The organism is Plantibacter sp. CFBP 8804 (assembly GCF_014841225.1).
Lineage (GTDB): Bacteria > Actinomycetota > Actinomycetes > Actinomycetales > Microbacteriaceae > Plantibacter > Plantibacter auratus.
Map to the genome: position 1 here is coordinate 1 of NZ_JACYTU010000023.1, position 16,225 is coordinate 16,225.

Below are 16,225 nucleotides of genomic sequence, written 5' to 3' on the forward strand. Positions count from 1 at the left end.
TGCCTCTGCGAACACGAACCTCGTCGTCAGTGGCGTGGCGCGCCTGGATGTTGTCAAGGAGATCTGCTTTGTCACGCCGAAGGGCAGTTGCGATTGGATCTCGAACCCGGACGTCGTCGTCGGTGTCGATCCCGACGCGAGCGACATCCGCTATCGCGTCTCCTTCGTGAACTCCGGCAACACGGTGCTCACCAACCTCGTCGGCTACGACGTGCTCCCACACCTCGCAGACGGCCGTGGCAGCACCTTCGCAGAAACCTTGAACACGATCACCTCGAAGTCCGCGAACCTGACACTCACCTACTCCAGTTCAACCAACCCGTGCCGCGCGGAAGTCCTTCCGAGTAATCCCGGCTGCAAGACCGGGTGGGCCAGCACCGCCAGCGGAGCAAGTGCGATCCGTGCGCAGGTGACCGGCACGCTCGCCCCCGGAGGCTCCACCCGTTTCGAGTTCACGGCGAACGTCGTCCCGGGTGCTCCAGCGGGCGCCGTCGCATGCAACTCGGTCGCGATCGACAGCAGCAGCACACTGCCCGCCGAGCCGCGCCCGGTCTGCGCCACAACGCAGGAGGCAGACCTCAAGGTCTCTGTCCCCGACCGCCTACCGCTTCAAGCCGGCCGGCCGGGCACGGTTCCGTTCACGATCACGAACCTCGGCGGCTCCGCGGCAGCTCCGGCGACCGTAGACATCGCGATCCCCGCTGGCATCCGAATCACCAGCGTGACGCCCATGGGTTGGACCTGCGACGCGAGCGACGTGGCCAGCGACGGAGCAATCCTCGGCCCCGTCACCCTGACCTGCTCGCCGGTGACCGACAGCGGCGCACCCCGAACCCTGACGATCAACACACCCGACGCGTTGAACCTCCCCGCGGTCATCCCCGGCGGCGAGCTGGTCGGCGAAAAAACCTGCTTCGCCGCCACCGTCACCGGCATCATGTCGGACCCGGTCAATACGAACAACAATGACACCGCCTGTTTCGTCGTCGCCCAGGGCAAGAACCTCCTGAAGCTGACGAAAGATGATGGACGAACCAGCGTCGCGATGGGCGAAGAGTTCACCTACACAATCGATGTCGCCAACCTGCTAACAGGTGAAACCCTCAGCGATGTCGCCGTCACAGACGAACTCCCCAGTACCCTGGCATTCGTTTCAGCGAACGCCGGTGGCACCGTCTCCAACCAGAGCGCCTCGGACAGCGATGGCCTCCGTCCCGGCGGCACCGTCACCTGGCCGGTGTCCACTCTTGCCGCAGCAGGTGTCATTCGCAACGGTGACATCGGGACCGGGGGCGCCGGTTCAACACAGGCACTGACCGTCACTGTTCGCGTCGTACAAGCGGCTGAGACGGACAACAAGATCTCCAACAGTGCACGAGCGACCGCAATCGATCCGACACTGCCGGGGGTGACCCTGTCCGCTTCAGACGACGACACGAACGAGCTCGTGCGCAGCTCCGCAATCTCACTGACAAAAACCACCGACGTCGAAACCGTTCAGGCAATCGACGACACGATCACCTACTCGTTCCTCGTCACCAACACCGGCGACGTCACGCTCAGCGATATCACCGTGGAGGAGACCCAGTTCACCGGGGCAGGCAACGCACCACAAGTCACCTGCATCGACGGCGCGGCCGCACTCGCACCCGGCGACAGTACGACCTGCACCGCCGCCTACCTCATCACGCAGGCCGATCTCGACGCAGGCTCAGTGCAGAACACCGCGACCGCATCCGGCACAGCACCGACGGGCGTGGAGACACCCACATCCAAGCCCTCCACGGCGACGGTGACCGTCGCGCAAACACCATCGATCGCCCTTGAGAAGACGGCGTTGCCAGCTACCGTCCGCGCAGCCGGCGACACCATCGAGTACACCTTCACCGTCACGAACACCGGCAATGTGTCGGTGAGTGACGTCGCGATCACCGAGACTGCATTCACCGGTACAGGTGACGACATCAAGGTGGTTTGCGACGCCACCAATGCGGCCCCGCAACAGTCAGTCGTCTGCACCGGCTCCTACAAAGTCACGCAAGCAGACGTCAACGCCGGACATATCGACAACACCGCCATCGCGACCGCAGTCGCCATCTCCGATGTGAACGTCGCCAGCGATCCGTCTTCAGTAGCGATGACCATCGTCGCTGAGCCCGGCATCTCACTGGTCAAGTCCGCAACACCGACGGACCTCGTGCTAAACGACAAAGTGACCTACTCCTTCGTCATCACGAACACGGGCAACGTTTCGATACAGGACATCGCTGTGGCCGAGGGAGCGTTCACCGGAACCGGCGAGCTCTCGGCCATCGATTGCGGCGACGACAGGACACTCGACCCCGACAAGCAATTGATCTGTGAAGCCGACTACGTCATCACCCAGGACGACGTCGACGCTGGCGTCCTGTCAAACACAGCCACCGCCACCGCCACCGCGCCGACCGGCTCGATCAGCTCTGACGCATCGACCGTGGAACTATCCGTCGATCAGCTCCCACAGCTCTCGCTCTTGAAAACAGCCGACGTTGACGGGCTCACGGCTGTCGGAGAGGAAGTTGAGTACCGTTTCCGCGTCACCAACACCGGCAACGTCACATTGACGGAAATCGCAGTCCTCGAGCAGAACTTCTCGGGAACGAACCCACTCCCCTCCATCACCTGCGACGACAATCGTCTTCTGCCCGGCGAATATGTCGAATGCGTCGCACCGTACTCCGTCACCCAGGAGGACATCGACGCGGGCTCGCTAACGAACACGGCGACCGCGAACGCTAACTCGCCTGGCTCTGACCAACCGATCACAGCAGAGCCGTCCACCCTCGTGCTGCCCTTCACCGGAGCAACAGCAATCGGTCTGACGAAAACTGGAACTCCAATCGACGTCAACAGCGATAGCCGCATCACCGCGAACGACCGAATCCGTTGGTCGTTCTCCGTCACCAACGACGGGGCGGCGACGCTGACGGATCTCGCGATCTCCGACCCTATGGCCGGCACCATCACCTGCACAGCAACCGAACTGTCCCCAGGGAAACGCACAGACTGTGCCGCTACAGCGGAGTACGAGATCACAGCGGCCGACGCCACAACCGGCGAAGTGCGCAACGTTGCCACGGCGTCCGCTTCGGGCATTGGCACCGCGACTATCTCGTCGGGCGAAGCACATGCCGTAGTCCAGGTCGGCATGGTTCCACCTGCCAGCACCGGCAGCCTCTCCATTACCGGCAACGACCCACGCATCAATCTCCTCCTCGCTCTCTTCGCCCTCCTTGCCGGCACCTCAGCGATCATCGCCACACGACGCCAATCATCTGCTGGCGTCTCCCGATGAACTCGAGGAAGCCTCACCCGAATGGGGAGGCGCGACGATTCATCGCAGGCTCCCGTCACAACCAGTGCCTCTTGGTCGCCCTCGGGCCGAGTTCGCCCGAGCCGTGAGGGCTGCCCGCCTGCCGCAGAAGTGCACAACGCTGATCGAGGGGGCAGTCAGACGAGCGACATGCTTGGCGATGCCCGAATGTACCCTCCAGCGCCACCCACAAGGAGAACCATGCCTCGCACCGACTTCGACGCCGAGAACACCAGTGACGACGAGTTCTACGAACTTCTCACCGCTATCGTCATCCCCCGACCCATTGCCTGGGTGTCCACGACCTCGAACGAGGGTATCGATAGCCTCGCACCACACTCGTTTTTCACCGTCGCCAGCGTCAGCCCGCCGATCATCCAATTCACTTCCGTCGGCCGGAAAGACACCCTCACCAACATCGAAGCCACCCGCGAATTCGTAGTCTGCCTGACACCAGAGGTGCTACTCGAAAAGGTAAACGCGACCGGTACGAACTTCCCAGCAACAGAAAGCGAGTTCGACCGCGTCGACATTGAACGCGAACCCGCCGCGAAAGTCCTCCCGCCCCGTGTCAAGCGCTCCCCCGCAGCCCTGGAATGCACTCTGCACACGATTGTCCGAATCGGCGATTGCTTCCTCGTCATGGGACGGGTGGTCCACATCGCTCTAGACGATGACGCTCTCAGCGACGGTCGTCCCGACACCAATAGGCTCCAACCGCTCTCCCGCCTCGGGGACGACGACTGGGGCCTCACCCCTCCCGCGCGGAAGATCGCCCGCATCCCCATCGAATCCTGGCCCCGGCGCCTTCAGGACTAATTGGTTCGACACGGAGCACAGGCGCTCAGCTCTCCGCCCAGTCCCGCGGGTGGCATCCGGAGCGGTGTAGGCCGCGCACTCAGCACGATCCCGAAGCCTTGTGAACACCATCAGGTTTTCGTCCCGGCTGCACCGTCGAAGGGAGCACGCATGCGGTTCTCGCAACGCACTTCGATGCTGCTCACGCCTTCAGTTCAGCCCCAACCTCCCGACGAGGTCGTCGAGATCGAGAAAACGTCGGCCCGGAGCCTCCACAGAAGCACAGTCGCCTGAGCAGCTGCCTGCCCATTGAAGTCCTGGCCCTAGATCAACGTCCTCAGCTCAGCCCTCGAACCAGAATCGCAGTACCCGTTGCGGGCGTCACCACTGTAATCACAGTCATGCCAGCCGCCGAGCACGGCGCACTCAGTGACACGATCGAAAGACTCCGCGCATCTCCGCCAATCGCGGCGGACCGGACCATCCGTCGTATTGAACCGGGTGCACTAGCCCCCTTTGATCCAGCTGCGCGATGTTGGGCGGACCTTGAACCATCTGCTCCCGTTACTCTGACGCGCCGTCTGAATCACTGACACAGCAGCCGAATCCTTGAGCAGGCGGTGAGCCTCATTCATGGCGGAGCGGTCCTAACGAGGCTGCCGGCTGCGCACGGTCGTCACACACGTGATTGCTGCGCCGCCGAGCGAAGCCAGACCCCATGATCAAGATGCAGGCATGCGTAATCATGAGACAAGTGGCAACCGAGGCGCCGAACTGCCACGGTTTCAGCAGATCGAACCGTGTTATCAGCGATACCAGCCCTGCGGTGACACCGATCCCACAATCAACGAGCATCGTGCCCAGAACGAGTCCGACGAATACCCAGGCGTCATGCCTCAACATCTCGTGTCTCCTAGGAATCGTCGGGTGCGCATGGGCACTGAGCTCTCGCGCGGCCTTGGACCACACGATCATGTGACAGGGGCGTAGTCGTCGGCCCGGAGCGAAGAAAGCGATTGGAGTGCGTACTCGACGACGTCGCTGAGCGTCAGTCCTGAGGCTTGTAGGTCCTGCAGCTGCCGCAGCGCACCCGGTTCACTGATCGAAACGGTTATTGGGCGGGGACCCTGAGCTGCTTCTTGTAGTGCAAGTCTGCGGCTTGCTCGCCTGGCCAGAGAGCTAGCGATCCAATCGCGGCTCGCTTGCACGTCGATGTGCCATCTGCCGTCCCGGAAGGTGCCGACGAGGTCCCCTGTCGTCACGTGATATCGCACGACCGCGTGACTGAGGTAGAGCCGTTTGGCGACGTGCACGGGGTGTGTTGGGTCTGGGAAGTCGTCGAGGAAGTCTTGGACCACTGCCTCCTGGAGGGCACGCTGGCACTTCTGGATATCAATGGGTGTTGCTGTTCCTGGTTCGATACTCATGCGCGTTCCTCATCTGCGGTAGAAAGGTAGGCGACGACGTCAGCGGTCCGATAGAACGGTCCTGAATGCTCGTCCCCTGGATAGATGACCAACGACGTGGCAGCTAGCTGCTGTTCGCTCATCTCCATCAGCGCCTGCGCTGACGCGACGGTCAACCGTCCACCGACCTGCCTGCGGGTGATGACCGACTCGACCTGCACTCCGATGATCTTGGCGAGCTCGTGTGGCACGAAGCCAGCCTCGAGGACCGCGCCAATGATGCACCGGGTGTCGCGGAACGCGCCGCGCCGGTGAGTGCCCGACGCCGTGCGCTCGGCGCGACACGCGTTCTCGATCAAACGCACGAGCGCGGGCGTCAACGATCGGCGCTCCAACATGGTGCTGATCGGCGTGCCGGTTCTGTTCATGGTCGCTCCTGTATCCGGTGTTACTCGTCGTCACGGCCCGGGCGGCCCTAGCTGGCCGGGCGGCCTGCGGCGACCCATTCGGTGAACGTGTGCGAGCGGGCGAGCTTGCACCAGCACGGCAGCCTCACGATGTCACCGAGTCGTTTCGCCGAGTAGAACTCGAAGTGACTCGATGGAGGACCGTCCTCGGTGGGTGTCTGCATGATGGGTCCCGCTCTCAACTCGTGGCTACCGGCACATACCGGCTCACCTGGGAGGTGAACCGACACCGGCCTCGTGATGCGGATGGCTGAGCACTTCACCCGTGTGTCACCCGGAGGATAAGGACGGGGCACCCGTTGTGGTGCGGGTGCCCCATCCGAGACGCCACCCGAATGGCGTCTCCTTCCGATCATCGAGGGGATGATCGGGTGCGGGGTGGACTGGGGGCGCAGCCCACCCCGGGCTTGTTCCGCTAGCTCGCGTTCCGTCGGACGCGGCGGAGGATCAGGACGATGCCTCCTGCGGCCAGCAGCAGCAACGCCAGACCGGCGCCGATCGCAGCGGTGGTTCCCGTGTGGGCGAGTCCTGCCGGGTCGACGACCGTGACCGAGGCGTCATCCTTGGCGGTGAGGGTCTCACCGAGCAGGTCCGTTCCGGTCGCGACAGCGACGTTCGTCAGGCCCGTCTGGGTCTTCTCCAACGGCAGGACCACCGTGTGGCTCTCACCCGGCAGCAGGGCACCGACCTTGATCGTCTGCTGCAGCTGAGCATCCGTGACGGTCACGTCCGTGAGGGGCGCGTTGCCCGCGTTCGTGACCACGATGCGCCAGTAGGACGCCGCACCGAGCTTCACCTCGGTGGTCTCGGACCACGGACCGGTCTGGTTCGCGGACACCTGCTTCTGCACCTCCAGGCCGGATACGACGCCGAAGTACCAGGAGTCGTCCGCTGCACGCAGCTCCGTCTCCCCACCGGCAGGGTCGGCCGCGGTCGCAGTGACCGTGTTGTGGTACTGCCCCTCGATCGCCGTGCCGGTTGCGGTCAGCACCACGGACGCACCGGGCGCCAGGACGTCGATCACGTCGTTGAACACCTCTTCACCGTCGGCATCGAGGTCCACGACCGTGACGTCCTTCAGCGGAAGGGTGCCGGTGTTGGTGACCGTGTAAGCCCACTCCACGGCGCTACCCGGCTTCAGCGGAAGCCCTGGAGCACTCGTGACGTCCTCACCGTTGGTGGTCTTCGTGATCGTGAGACCCGAATCCCCCGCCAGGTACCAGGACTCGTCCGTGACCGGCGCCGGCTGCTGCGGCAACTGCACACCGGCGCTGTCGACAGCACGCCCCGTCGCGGTCGCGACGTTGTGATACTGGCCGGCGACCGCTGTCCCCGTCGCCGTGAACGTCCGCGTCTGGCCAGGCTGCAGCGGTCCGCTCTCGGTCGAGGTCGGGACGATCGTGCCGGAGCCCGCCTCGTCCGTGAACGCATCACTGATCGACACGTCCGCAAGCGGTGCATCACCGGTGTTCGTGACCTGGTACGTCCACGTCACCGCGGAACCGGTCGCAACCAGCGCACCGGGTGCCTCGGTGTAGCGGACACCGTTGGTCTGCTTCACCAGCTCGAGCGACGGCTTCGCAGCCGCACGCACCACAGCATCGTTCGACGAGAAGTTCCGAGACGAACCCTGGTACGAACCCGTCGCAGTGATGTTGTTCACCGCCTCCTGGTTGTACGACAGGCCCTCCGGAATCGTCGTCGGAGCGACCAGCGACACGTTCTGCGCGTTCGCCAGCGACGGGATCATCACCCGGAACGCCCGAGCACCAGCAGCAACCGTCGTCCACGTACCCGACGTCGCCGAGGTCGCGTTCGTCGAGTACTCGACGGACGCACCGGCCGGCAGACCAGTGACCGGGCCACTGAGCGTGACCGCGAACTCGGAACCACGCGAGTCACCGACGAACGGCAGACGATCGAACACCACGATGTCCGTCACCGTCTGCGGCAACACGTTCGACACGTACACCTGCCAGTCAGCCGCACCCGGCGACGCGGCGACCGCATCGAGGTTCCACAGCTGTGACGCATCAGCCCTCACCTGCTTCCCCAGCAACAACCCACCAGCGGTCGTCACGACCGGCGTCACCGACGACCGGGCGATCCGGTCCAGCGTCGCACTGAAGTTGTACGTGTCGGCCGAGTAGTACGGGCCGTAGAAGTCCATCCGCGTCGACGCGTGGGCGGGGTCGTTCGTGTACGCCCAGGTCGTCGCGATCGTCGTCGTGTTCGTCGCGCTGAACGCCTGCGGCAACACATTCGTCGGAATGTTGTACCGGAACCCCTGATCCTCCCAGCGCTCCTTCACGTCGCCGTTCTTTCGGAGCGACGGCAGGTCGTCGAAGGTGAACACGACCACCTGGTGCTCACCAGCCTCATCCGTGACCGTCTTCGTCGTCACCGTCACACCGTTCCCGACCGTCGGAACCGTCAGCCCCGAGGTCCGGGTCGTGGGCGTCGTCGGACTGGCTCCGATGCTGGCGTCATAGACCACGCCGACCGGCAGGACGACCTCCATCACCGAGTTCTTGTAGTCACGCCCCGCAGGATCCAGGTTCGAGATGTTCGCGGTGAACACCGCCGACGAACCGACGTTCAGCGTCGATGGTGAAGTGATCATTGTGACGATGTTCACGCGATCCTGCACCCCGATCAGCGCATCATCATCTGCGGAGTAGACGGTACCTGCGACCGTGGCGCCGGTTGCAGTTGCGGTGTTCGTCAGTGCGCCATCAGCGGCTGATCCGTCGCTGAAGGCTGCATAGGAGGCGATGTAGCTCGGCGCAACACGGACTTCAGAGCCGGACGGGATACTCGTCGCCGCTTCAGGAGACACGTGGATTCGCCACCCGGTCAGGTGCTCACCGACCGGCACATCGATGCCGGCGACGTATCCGCCCTCTGGGAAGTTCGTTGATCCTTCGGTCTGCACGACGAGCCGCACGTCTTCGGCGGTCGTCTTCCCGGCCGTGTCGTAACTCTTCCAAGCGGCCGACGCGCTGGTGGTGTACTCCAGCGTGTACGGCAACGCCGCGCTCTTGAGGGTGGGATTGAACTGAGCGAGGAACCGGTACACGTCGGCGTGGTCGAAGAACTCAGCGTTCTCCGGCGACTGCGCAGCGGAGTCCTCAATGATCAGATCACCGAGTTGGTCCGAATCGAGCTGGTTCAAGTACGAAGCCTTGACGAGATACTGCGACTGCCACGCACCGCTGGCTGTCTGCGCAGCGTTGTTCCCGCGATCATCGGCATCCTTCGTCAGGAAGATACCCTTCGTGCGACCGTCCACCAGCTCAGGCCCTTGCGTCTGCGCAGAGCTGGGACCGAAAGAACCTCCGGAGTGATCCGTGACGGTGAGATCGACGTTGTTCACCGGCGGACGCGTCCCACCAGGGAAGTTCTCCTGCGGATATTCGACCTGGATCCAGATTCGATTCCCGATGGAATCGAGCGACAGCGTCGAAGGCCCGTAGGTTCCGTCACGCTTCCACACGGCGGTCGTCGAACCGTCGCCGTTTGCAGCGGTTGTCCACTCTCCGAACCCCGTCGATTTCCCGACGATCTGTGCGCCGGCGGGAATGGTGTCGGTCAACGTCTGAGACCACGACGTGAACGTCGTCGTCGTGGAACCGGTGCCGTTGACCGTCTGCACGTCGAAGGAGTACGTCACCAACCGGTTCCCAGAACCCTCCAGGGTGGTGTTCCTCTTGAGGGGCCGGTAGTTGTTGTCACCAGTCACCGCCGTGCTTTGCTTGTCCCCGGGAGTAGCGCCCGACGGCGTCGCGGAACCCGTGATCGAGGTGTTGTAGACCGTCGACGCATCCTTGACGCTGTTGTTGACCTGCTTCACCGAATAGGTGAACGAGGTCAGCTGCTCGGCAAGATCCTTCATCACGAAGGTGACCGTCCGCGTCGCCTCGTCATACGTCACCGACGCCACCGGCGAATCAGCCCCGGTCGGAACCGAATCGAACGTCAGCCCCTCAGCCAGCACCGACGTCAACACCAGACCGGTCGTCGGCTCCCCCGCTGTCGCCTCGGTGGACACCGTCGCGGTATAGGTGAACTGGTCGTAGATCGGCACACTGTCAGGCGCGGTCAGTTCGACCGTGTATTCCCCGGAAGCAGCGAACGCAGCGCCCGCGCCGGTGAGCACGAGGAACGCTGCCATCAGGGATGCCGTCAGCGCTGTCGCGACCGATCTCAGCGCCCTGCGAACCGTGCGTGAACCCGGCGGCAACACCGGTTGTGGACGTGTGAAGAGCATGCTGTTGTGAACCTTCCAATGGATGTACAAGAGAACCGAGGCACCACTCGAGGCGGGTGCCTGTCCTCTGAAGAGACGACAGGGCACGGGTAGGATGACGCACTCAGAGGCAGACGTAGACCGTCTTCACCCGAAAGATCACCTCAGTCATCCTCGGGGGGGGGGGGGCGAACCGCTCGTCGGCAGCAGAGCTCGACGATCCCGCTGCGACGACACTCCCGGGCAGGACAATGTTCGATCAGCCGGTTCCGGCTATCGGAATGCGCAATGCGATCCACCTCGGCCATCACGATCTTCGGGCTTGATCGCGTCCGAGCCAGAGAGCCTCGTCCCGGTTGTGAGCGCCAAGCTTTCGATAGAGGGTTTGAACGTGAGTCTTGGCGGTGTTGATTGACACGTGCATGGACGCGGCTACCTCTTTCAGGGTCCCGAACTCACGCAATGCTTGGAGGATTTCCCGCTCTCGTTGTGTCAGTTTGATCCGCGTTCGATACTCCCAAGGTGACGGCACCTGCTCCAGCGGTACATCGAGTGTCGGAAAGATCTGGGTTCGTAGCGCCTCCGACGCCCCCATCAGCGCCACCCGTGCACCGCTGTGAGCGACTGCGCTGACAGCGGCCTTGAATGCCCCCTCGTCCCCCTCCCCAGCTATCGCGAGTTCCGCTGAGGCGTAGAGGACGGCACCGCCCGCCCGAAAGCGGGCGGGCGTGATCGTTGCATGCGAGGCTTCGTCGCGCTGGAAGATCGATATTGCCTGATCCGGTCGCCCTAATAGCAGTGACTGCCGAGCCGTGGCCAGCAGGAGATGAGGGCAACTGCTTGGCAGCTCGGGGGAACGCAGCGTCCGCTCGGCAGCCCTCAGGTCGCTAGCAGCCTGGTAGAGGCCGGTAAGGTCCGCGCGAAGCATCGACCCAGGCAACGTCGACGGCGCATACCGCTGCTGATCTGTGACAAGACGACGGTTGATGCGGTGGATGAGCTCCCATGGTTCACTTCGCGCCAGCGCAAGACCTGCCTCGGCGTGCAATACAGCCCACCCAAGGCCGCTCTCCCGGATTGAAGCGTCGGTCTCTCGGAGAAGCACGTCCGCCGCCTGTAGATCCAAACCCCCGACGGCAACCAATAACCGCGCAACCGAACCAGCAGCCATGAAATGTTTGCTGACACCATGCGCGTGCTGCTCGTTCGACCTGGAGAGGAGCTCGGCAGCTTGCAGGAAGTCCTCGTTGAGGGCGTGGACCAGCGCAAGATGCTCCCGTCCAAAACGACCGAGCGGATGTTCAACCAAACTCATCGACCATCGAACAGACTCAGCGAAACACCCCTGCGCCCCATCAAGGTCTGAGGCAAGAAGTTTGACCTTTCCGCACACAAGCAATGCTGCTGGCATCAGATCCTCAAGACCGTCGCTCGCCTGGGGCGCCGAACGAAGCGTCGTCAGAATCACGTCTACTTCCTGCAGCGCATCCTGATACCACCCGCGCCCCAGCAACTCAAGGACACGTACCAGCCTCAGGACGAGGAGATCGGATGCCGGTGCCTCAGCTTGGCCGTCGACCCATTTCGCGAACGCCGCCACCAGCTCGGGCCGGAGGATCAGCTTCGATGCACCGGCCGCATCAAACATCGCACGCGAAATGAAATGGCGAGGATACCGCTCATACCAAGACCCAGGCAACACTGAAAACACTGAGCCAAGAAGCCCAAAGTCCTCAACCAGCAGCCTGAAAAAAGAGCCAGAGAGGATCCGGTCAATCTCATCAAAATCGTGGTCGTGCAGAGCGTCCTGCAACCGTCGTCCTGCTCTCACAAAACACCCATTTCTGCTCGGTGCCACGGGACTCACAGAAAACTACACTCGCCCAAGAGCAGAACTCTGCGTCCGCAAAAACCATCCCCTTTCCCACCCTCAAACCTCTTGCAGGGAGACAAACTCACCCTCATTGAAGGGGCAAAAGCGCCGCTCATGAACCATCCGCGGCGCCCAAGCTTCCCCGGCAACGCCGCCGCGAGACCATCATCGATAGTTTCGTCCGACTAGGGACGCCACACCCGCGCCCGACGATGTGTTCCATCGCGTAGTCCGAACTCGAGCCACACTGCGCGATCCGCTCACCGACCCCGCACCGGCTCCAGGTTTTCGGCACGCGTTCTGACACAGGTCGCGGTCAACAGTGCGGTCCCGAACCGGACGCTCCATCACTAAATGGAGAACACTCCGTGCTCGCGGGTTGAACACACGGGTATTTACACGAGTAAAGCAGCCTGGTCTGTCTGGCGATTCGGAGATCAGGACGAGGGAGCGGCTCCCGGCCCCGCTAGGCAGGAGCTCGAGGGGTTCGTTGTTTGCATACCTCGGGAGTTATCCGTAAACAAACAGCGCGCGCATGTTTCAGGGGCTGGCATCCTTCTGCTTCTTTTTTCGACAGGCCTTTGGGGGAACTATGAACACGGCAGGAAAGACGCAGCTAATTTCATCGACGGCGACTCGTTCAGGAGCTGATGATCGGGCACGGACTCGGGGTCCATGGGCGCGGCGTCATCAGCGCACTGCCTTGCCTTGGGTTCTCTGCAGCAGTGGCAGTCACTGCCATCTCGTTGTTCTCAGCGCAACCTGCTTTGGCGGGCAGAAGCATCTGAGGCGGCCGCGACCGCAGGGATTCCGGCAACGTCACCGTCGGGGCTGCCTGTCGACAAGAGCGCGGTGGCGGGGTGGCGAATCGAGGGAGTCGCCACCTTCGTGAGCTACGAACTGCAAGACACTGACGCCAGTTACCGCTCATTTACCGGCGCTGACATCGATGCATCAGGAACAACTGTCTCAACCATCGATGTGGTCGGGTCCGGTGACGCACCACAAGCATGGTCGGACGGTTCGCGAGTTGACATGTCTGCGCAGACCAACGCAGCAAACTCGAGCCAGAGCAACACCGACAGTGCGGGAAGAGCATCTCCCACAACCACGCAGGACTTCTGCTGGTACCTCATTAAGTATGCTGAAGGCTTGATCGCGCTCGGCACTCGGGTCGTTGAGGTGGCGGCATCGCTGCGCTGTTCTCCGGCCCCGTGGGTGCCGCCATTGCCGCCGGGGAAGGCGTAAAAGCGCGCTCGAAGGGATGTACAAGTGGTTGATCTCGCTCTGGTGCGTGTACTAGTCAAGGACCAATCTACAAGGAGCCCAAAACATGCATAGTCTCATCCCGCGATGGCTGCGGCTACTGCTCTGGATCGTCGGAGCAGTCAACGCACACCTCGCCATTGTCAACCTGATCAGTGGAAACGGCACGACTGCGGTCTTGTTCGGGATTGCCGGGGATGTCTGCCTGGTACTAGCCGTGGCCCTTCCCCGGAACAAGGCTGGCTCGACTTCAAGCGCTGCGGCCGGGACCGGGAGCGAAGCCTGACAACCGAGGGTAAGACGGTCCAGCGCTATGGCACCCTGGTAGTCAACAACACAGTGTTCGAACAGATCTACAACTCCGCAGGAGCTGCATGACCTTCTCCCGAATGGTGACGACGACCTCAGGAATTGACGTTGTCGTCACGATTGCGCGCGAGGACGGCGCAGTGACCGCATACGCCGACGCGATCCCATCGCCCCTCACCCGGCAGCACGACGAGATCTACAGCCGAGCAACCCAGGACTACCTCGCGGCCGCAGCAACCCACGGCCCCAGCCGAGCCTTGGAGCCTCCGTTGAGCGGCGCCGAGAAGTACCTTGCTGAGATCCGAATCGCCCTCTCCGAACCGCCCGCCGATGGCGCGGAGCCAGGCATCAGGTACTTAGGTGGCGACGGAACGGAATGGCGATCGGTATGGAAGTGGTCAATGCAGCCGACGCCGACACGGTTCGAGATCCGCACACCGCTCGGCGTTAGCCCTATCGATCTGTCGACTCCAAACTAGCGGCCGGCGCGTCCTCCGAGCTCACTGCGGACGGCCACGATCACTCGTTCGCACGCGTGGCGCCCGAGGCGCCGGTGCCGGTGGATGACACCGCGCTCCTCGTTTGCGCCTGGTCGGCCAGTCGGCTCCGTCCTACGGTGGATATGCGACGAACCCGCAATTCAGCCGACCGGCGGATGCCCCCGACAAGACCTGCTTCATACGCTGGCCCCATGAGCACACACGTCAATCACACGCCCCGCACCACTCGCCGCTTCCGCATCGACCCCGTCACGATGAGCGCCATGACAGGCGCCGGAATCGGCCTCGGCCTCGCCGCAGCATTCGCCGCCGCAGCGCTGCTCCACGTGCCCTTCGGTCTGGCACTCGCGATCACACTACCCGCCGCGATGCTGTTCGCAATCGGATCCGCGATGACCATCACCCACCGACGCCACCACACCACTCCCCCAAGCGCCTGAACACGGCTCCACCCAGTAGCCCAACGTCGATGTCCACCTCCGGACTCAAGCGCTCTGGGCGAAGTTCGCCTCGTGCTCTGGTCCCGCCGACAGCGGAAGTGAGACAGAACCGTCGGCGAGCGGATCGACGGCCGTGATCGCTGGCTTTCCCCGCTGCGCCGTCAGGCGCGCGCCCGGTTACCCGCCACTCGGCGGGTGGTTGAAGCCTGGAAGTCCTCAATACGCTCGGAGTTCGACCGAGAGGGATTCATGAAGCTGAGGCACCGCACTTCCGTTCTGTCTATTGGCGTGCTCGTCGTTGCCGCTTTGGCCGTTCCGACGGCGGGAGCGGTGGCGGCCGAGGAGCCGCCGACCTCGGAGGCTACGATCACATTCACGGTGTTGGGCGAGGTGGACGCGGAGATTGGCGACGAGGTCTCGTTGGCAGATCTGCAGGATGCTGGCGTGACGGTGGATGAGCTGGATGCGGCAGGTGTCGTGGTTGAACCTGACGGGACGCTCTCGGCCGATCCTGCGGCACCGGAACCTCAGCTGGAAGGTTCCGCGGCTGCGTCCGTGGCGCGGGCTGTCTTCGCGGCGAGACTCGCTTCCGTGCCGACGAACCGTGTCGCGCCGCGCACCGGAACGTACGATGTGATCGCGACGTGGCGGGCAAAGGACGGCAAATCCGTCACCCTCCGTCGGGCCGCCTACGACAAGATCGTGAACAAGCACAACCTGACCGCTGCGGTCGTGAAGCGAGTCACAACCTCCTATTCCTCGCGTCTCGGTGCCGGCTCCGCGACCGCCTTCAACTACTTCCTTGAGGCCAAGCAGTTCACCTGCAACATGCTGACTTGCTGGGTGTCCGCTTCCGTGTGGGTGCAGTCGACGGTGGACTACCGTGCGATCACCGGTGGCACCTTCGGCGTCGTCACGACGTACTGTCAGGGTGTGACCTTATGCCCCAACTGGGTCAAGAACGCCCTCAACGTCTAGGACGGCGCCATGCATCCCATACGCGCGCAAAACGCGTTCCTCGTCGAGCTCGCCCGCGTCGAGAAGTCGCAGCTCGATGAGAGAATCCTCTGCACACGAATCGACTTCGCAGACGCTCCCGTCGTCCTGACCACCAGCGGCGGGCGCGTCACCGTTCCACTGGAAGCAGACTCCGAAGCACTAGAACGGTTGCTCGAGCCGGCTCTCGGGCCACTTGACGACCCGTCAGAAGCGGCGATGAGCGTGTATCCGAGCAGCGGAACACTGAGCAGCCGGTGGGCGGAACTGCACTACGACCTCGGCCGCACCGAATTTCTCGTCCTCCTCGATGCCGCCGCCGGCACAAGCTACCAGAGCCTGCAACTCGGGGATCGAACCGCGATTCTGACCTTGGGACAGACCTCCGGGAACCTCACGGTCGAGATCGACATCGACGACTACCCGGTTCACGCTGCCTCCGAGATCGGCGAAGCCATCGACCGCGAAGGCCAAATCTAAGTACCTACCCTTCGGCCGGCGCGGATGAGCTTCTCTCGCAGGGTCGGTAGGGTGTCGAATTCCGTCTGGGATGAACCCAGCGGCTGAAG

The 16,225-nt window shown here is 63.1% G+C and carries 10 protein-coding genes; 6 read left to right on the forward strand and 4 right to left on the reverse strand.

The features are described 5' to 3' along the window. The first annotated feature begins 34 nt into the window (after positions 1-34). Positions 35-3,334: a DUF7507 domain-containing protein gene (locus IFU11_RS18945; RefSeq protein ID WP_207185361.1), complete on the forward strand. Its 3,300-nt coding sequence runs from the start codon at positions 35-37 to the stop codon at positions 3,332-3,334. Between the two features lie 219 nt (positions 3,335-3,553). Beyond that, positions 3,554-4,171 carry a flavin reductase family protein gene (locus tag IFU11_RS18950; protein ID WP_192019954.1) on the forward strand — a complete coding sequence of 206 codons (618 nt, stop codon included), beginning with the start codon at positions 3,554-3,556 and terminating at the stop codon, positions 4,169-4,171. Between the two features lie 950 nt (positions 4,172-5,121). Here the strand turns inward: IFU11_RS18950 and IFU11_RS18955 are convergent. The 4 genes from IFU11_RS18955 to IFU11_RS18970 form a co-directional block, all read right to left on the reverse strand. Next, complete coding sequence (locus IFU11_RS18955) at positions 5,122-5,577, reverse strand: hypothetical protein (protein WP_192019955.1); 456 nt, start codon at positions 5,575-5,577, stop codon at positions 5,122-5,124. Next, a complete protein-coding gene (locus IFU11_RS18960; protein ID WP_192005573.1) occupies positions 5,574-5,984 on the reverse strand; it encodes a hypothetical protein in 411 nt (136 codons plus the stop codon). Before IFU11_RS18960 ends, IFU11_RS18955 begins: the two co-directional genes overlap by 4 nt. A 454-nt stretch (positions 5,985-6,438) precedes the next feature. Then, on the reverse strand, positions 6,439-10,197 hold the full coding sequence (locus IFU11_RS18965; protein WP_192019956.1) for a DUF7507 domain-containing protein: 3,759 nt from the start codon (positions 10,195-10,197) through the stop codon (positions 6,439-6,441). Positions 10,198-10,579: 382 nt separating this feature from the next. Beyond that, positions 10,580-12,085 carry a LuxR C-terminal-related transcriptional regulator gene (locus tag IFU11_RS18970; RefSeq protein WP_192019957.1) on the reverse strand — a complete coding sequence of 502 codons (1,506 nt, stop codon included), beginning with the start codon at positions 12,083-12,085 and terminating at the stop codon, positions 10,580-10,582. Positions 12,086-13,785: 1,700 nt separating this feature from the next. On the opposite strand from IFU11_RS18970, the gene IFU11_RS18975 reads away from it, so the two are divergent. The 4 genes from IFU11_RS18975 (at position 13,786) to IFU11_RS18990 (ending at position 16,136) form a co-directional block, all read left to right on the forward strand. Next, positions 13,786-14,199 (forward strand): hypothetical protein, encoded by a 414-nt coding sequence (locus IFU11_RS18975; protein WP_137243594.1) that lies wholly within the window; start codon positions 13,786-13,788, stop codon positions 14,197-14,199. 212 nt (positions 14,200-14,411) lie between these two features. Further along, entirely contained in the window at positions 14,412-14,660 is a 249-nt protein-coding gene (locus tag IFU11_RS18980; RefSeq protein ID WP_137243595.1) for a hypothetical protein, read from the forward strand. A gap of 195 nt (positions 14,661-14,855) precedes the next feature. Continuing rightward, positions 14,856-15,638 (forward strand): hypothetical protein, encoded by a 783-nt coding sequence (locus tag IFU11_RS18985; protein WP_192019958.1) that lies wholly within the window; start codon positions 14,856-14,858, stop codon positions 15,636-15,638. A gap of 9 nt (positions 15,639-15,647) precedes the next feature. Further along, the gene (locus IFU11_RS18990) at positions 15,648-16,136 is read left to right on the forward strand and encodes a hypothetical protein (RefSeq protein ID WP_192019959.1); all 489 of its coding nucleotides are present in this window, start codon (positions 15,648-15,650) and stop codon (positions 16,134-16,136) included. Positions 16,137-16,225 lie beyond the last annotated feature (89 nt).

What these genes read in the sequence shown, in the direction of transcription:
- IFU11_RS18950 (WP_192019954.1), top strand. Translation starts at nt 3,554, where the DNA reads ATGCCTCGCACCGACTTCGACGCCGAGAACACCAGTGACGACGAGTTC.
- IFU11_RS18955 (WP_192019955.1), bottom strand. Translation starts at nt 5,577, where the DNA reads ATGAGTATCGAACCAGGAACAGCAACACCCATTGATATCCAGAAGTGC.
- IFU11_RS18960 (WP_192005573.1), bottom strand. Translation starts at nt 5,984, where the DNA reads ATGAACAGAACCGGCACGCCGATCAGCACCATGTTGGAGCGCCGATCG.
- IFU11_RS18965 (WP_192019956.1), bottom strand. Translation starts at nt 10,197, where the DNA reads ATGGCAGCGTTCCTCGTGCTCACCGGCGCGGGCGCTGCGTTCGCTGCT.
- IFU11_RS18975 (WP_137243594.1), top strand. Translation starts at nt 13,786, where the DNA reads ATGACCTTCTCCCGAATGGTGACGACGACCTCAGGAATTGACGTTGTC.
- IFU11_RS18980 (WP_137243595.1), top strand. Translation starts at nt 14,412, where the DNA reads ATGAGCACACACGTCAATCACACGCCCCGCACCACTCGCCGCTTCCGC.
- IFU11_RS18990 (WP_192019959.1), top strand. Translation starts at nt 15,648, where the DNA reads ATGCATCCCATACGCGCGCAAAACGCGTTCCTCGTCGAGCTCGCCCGC.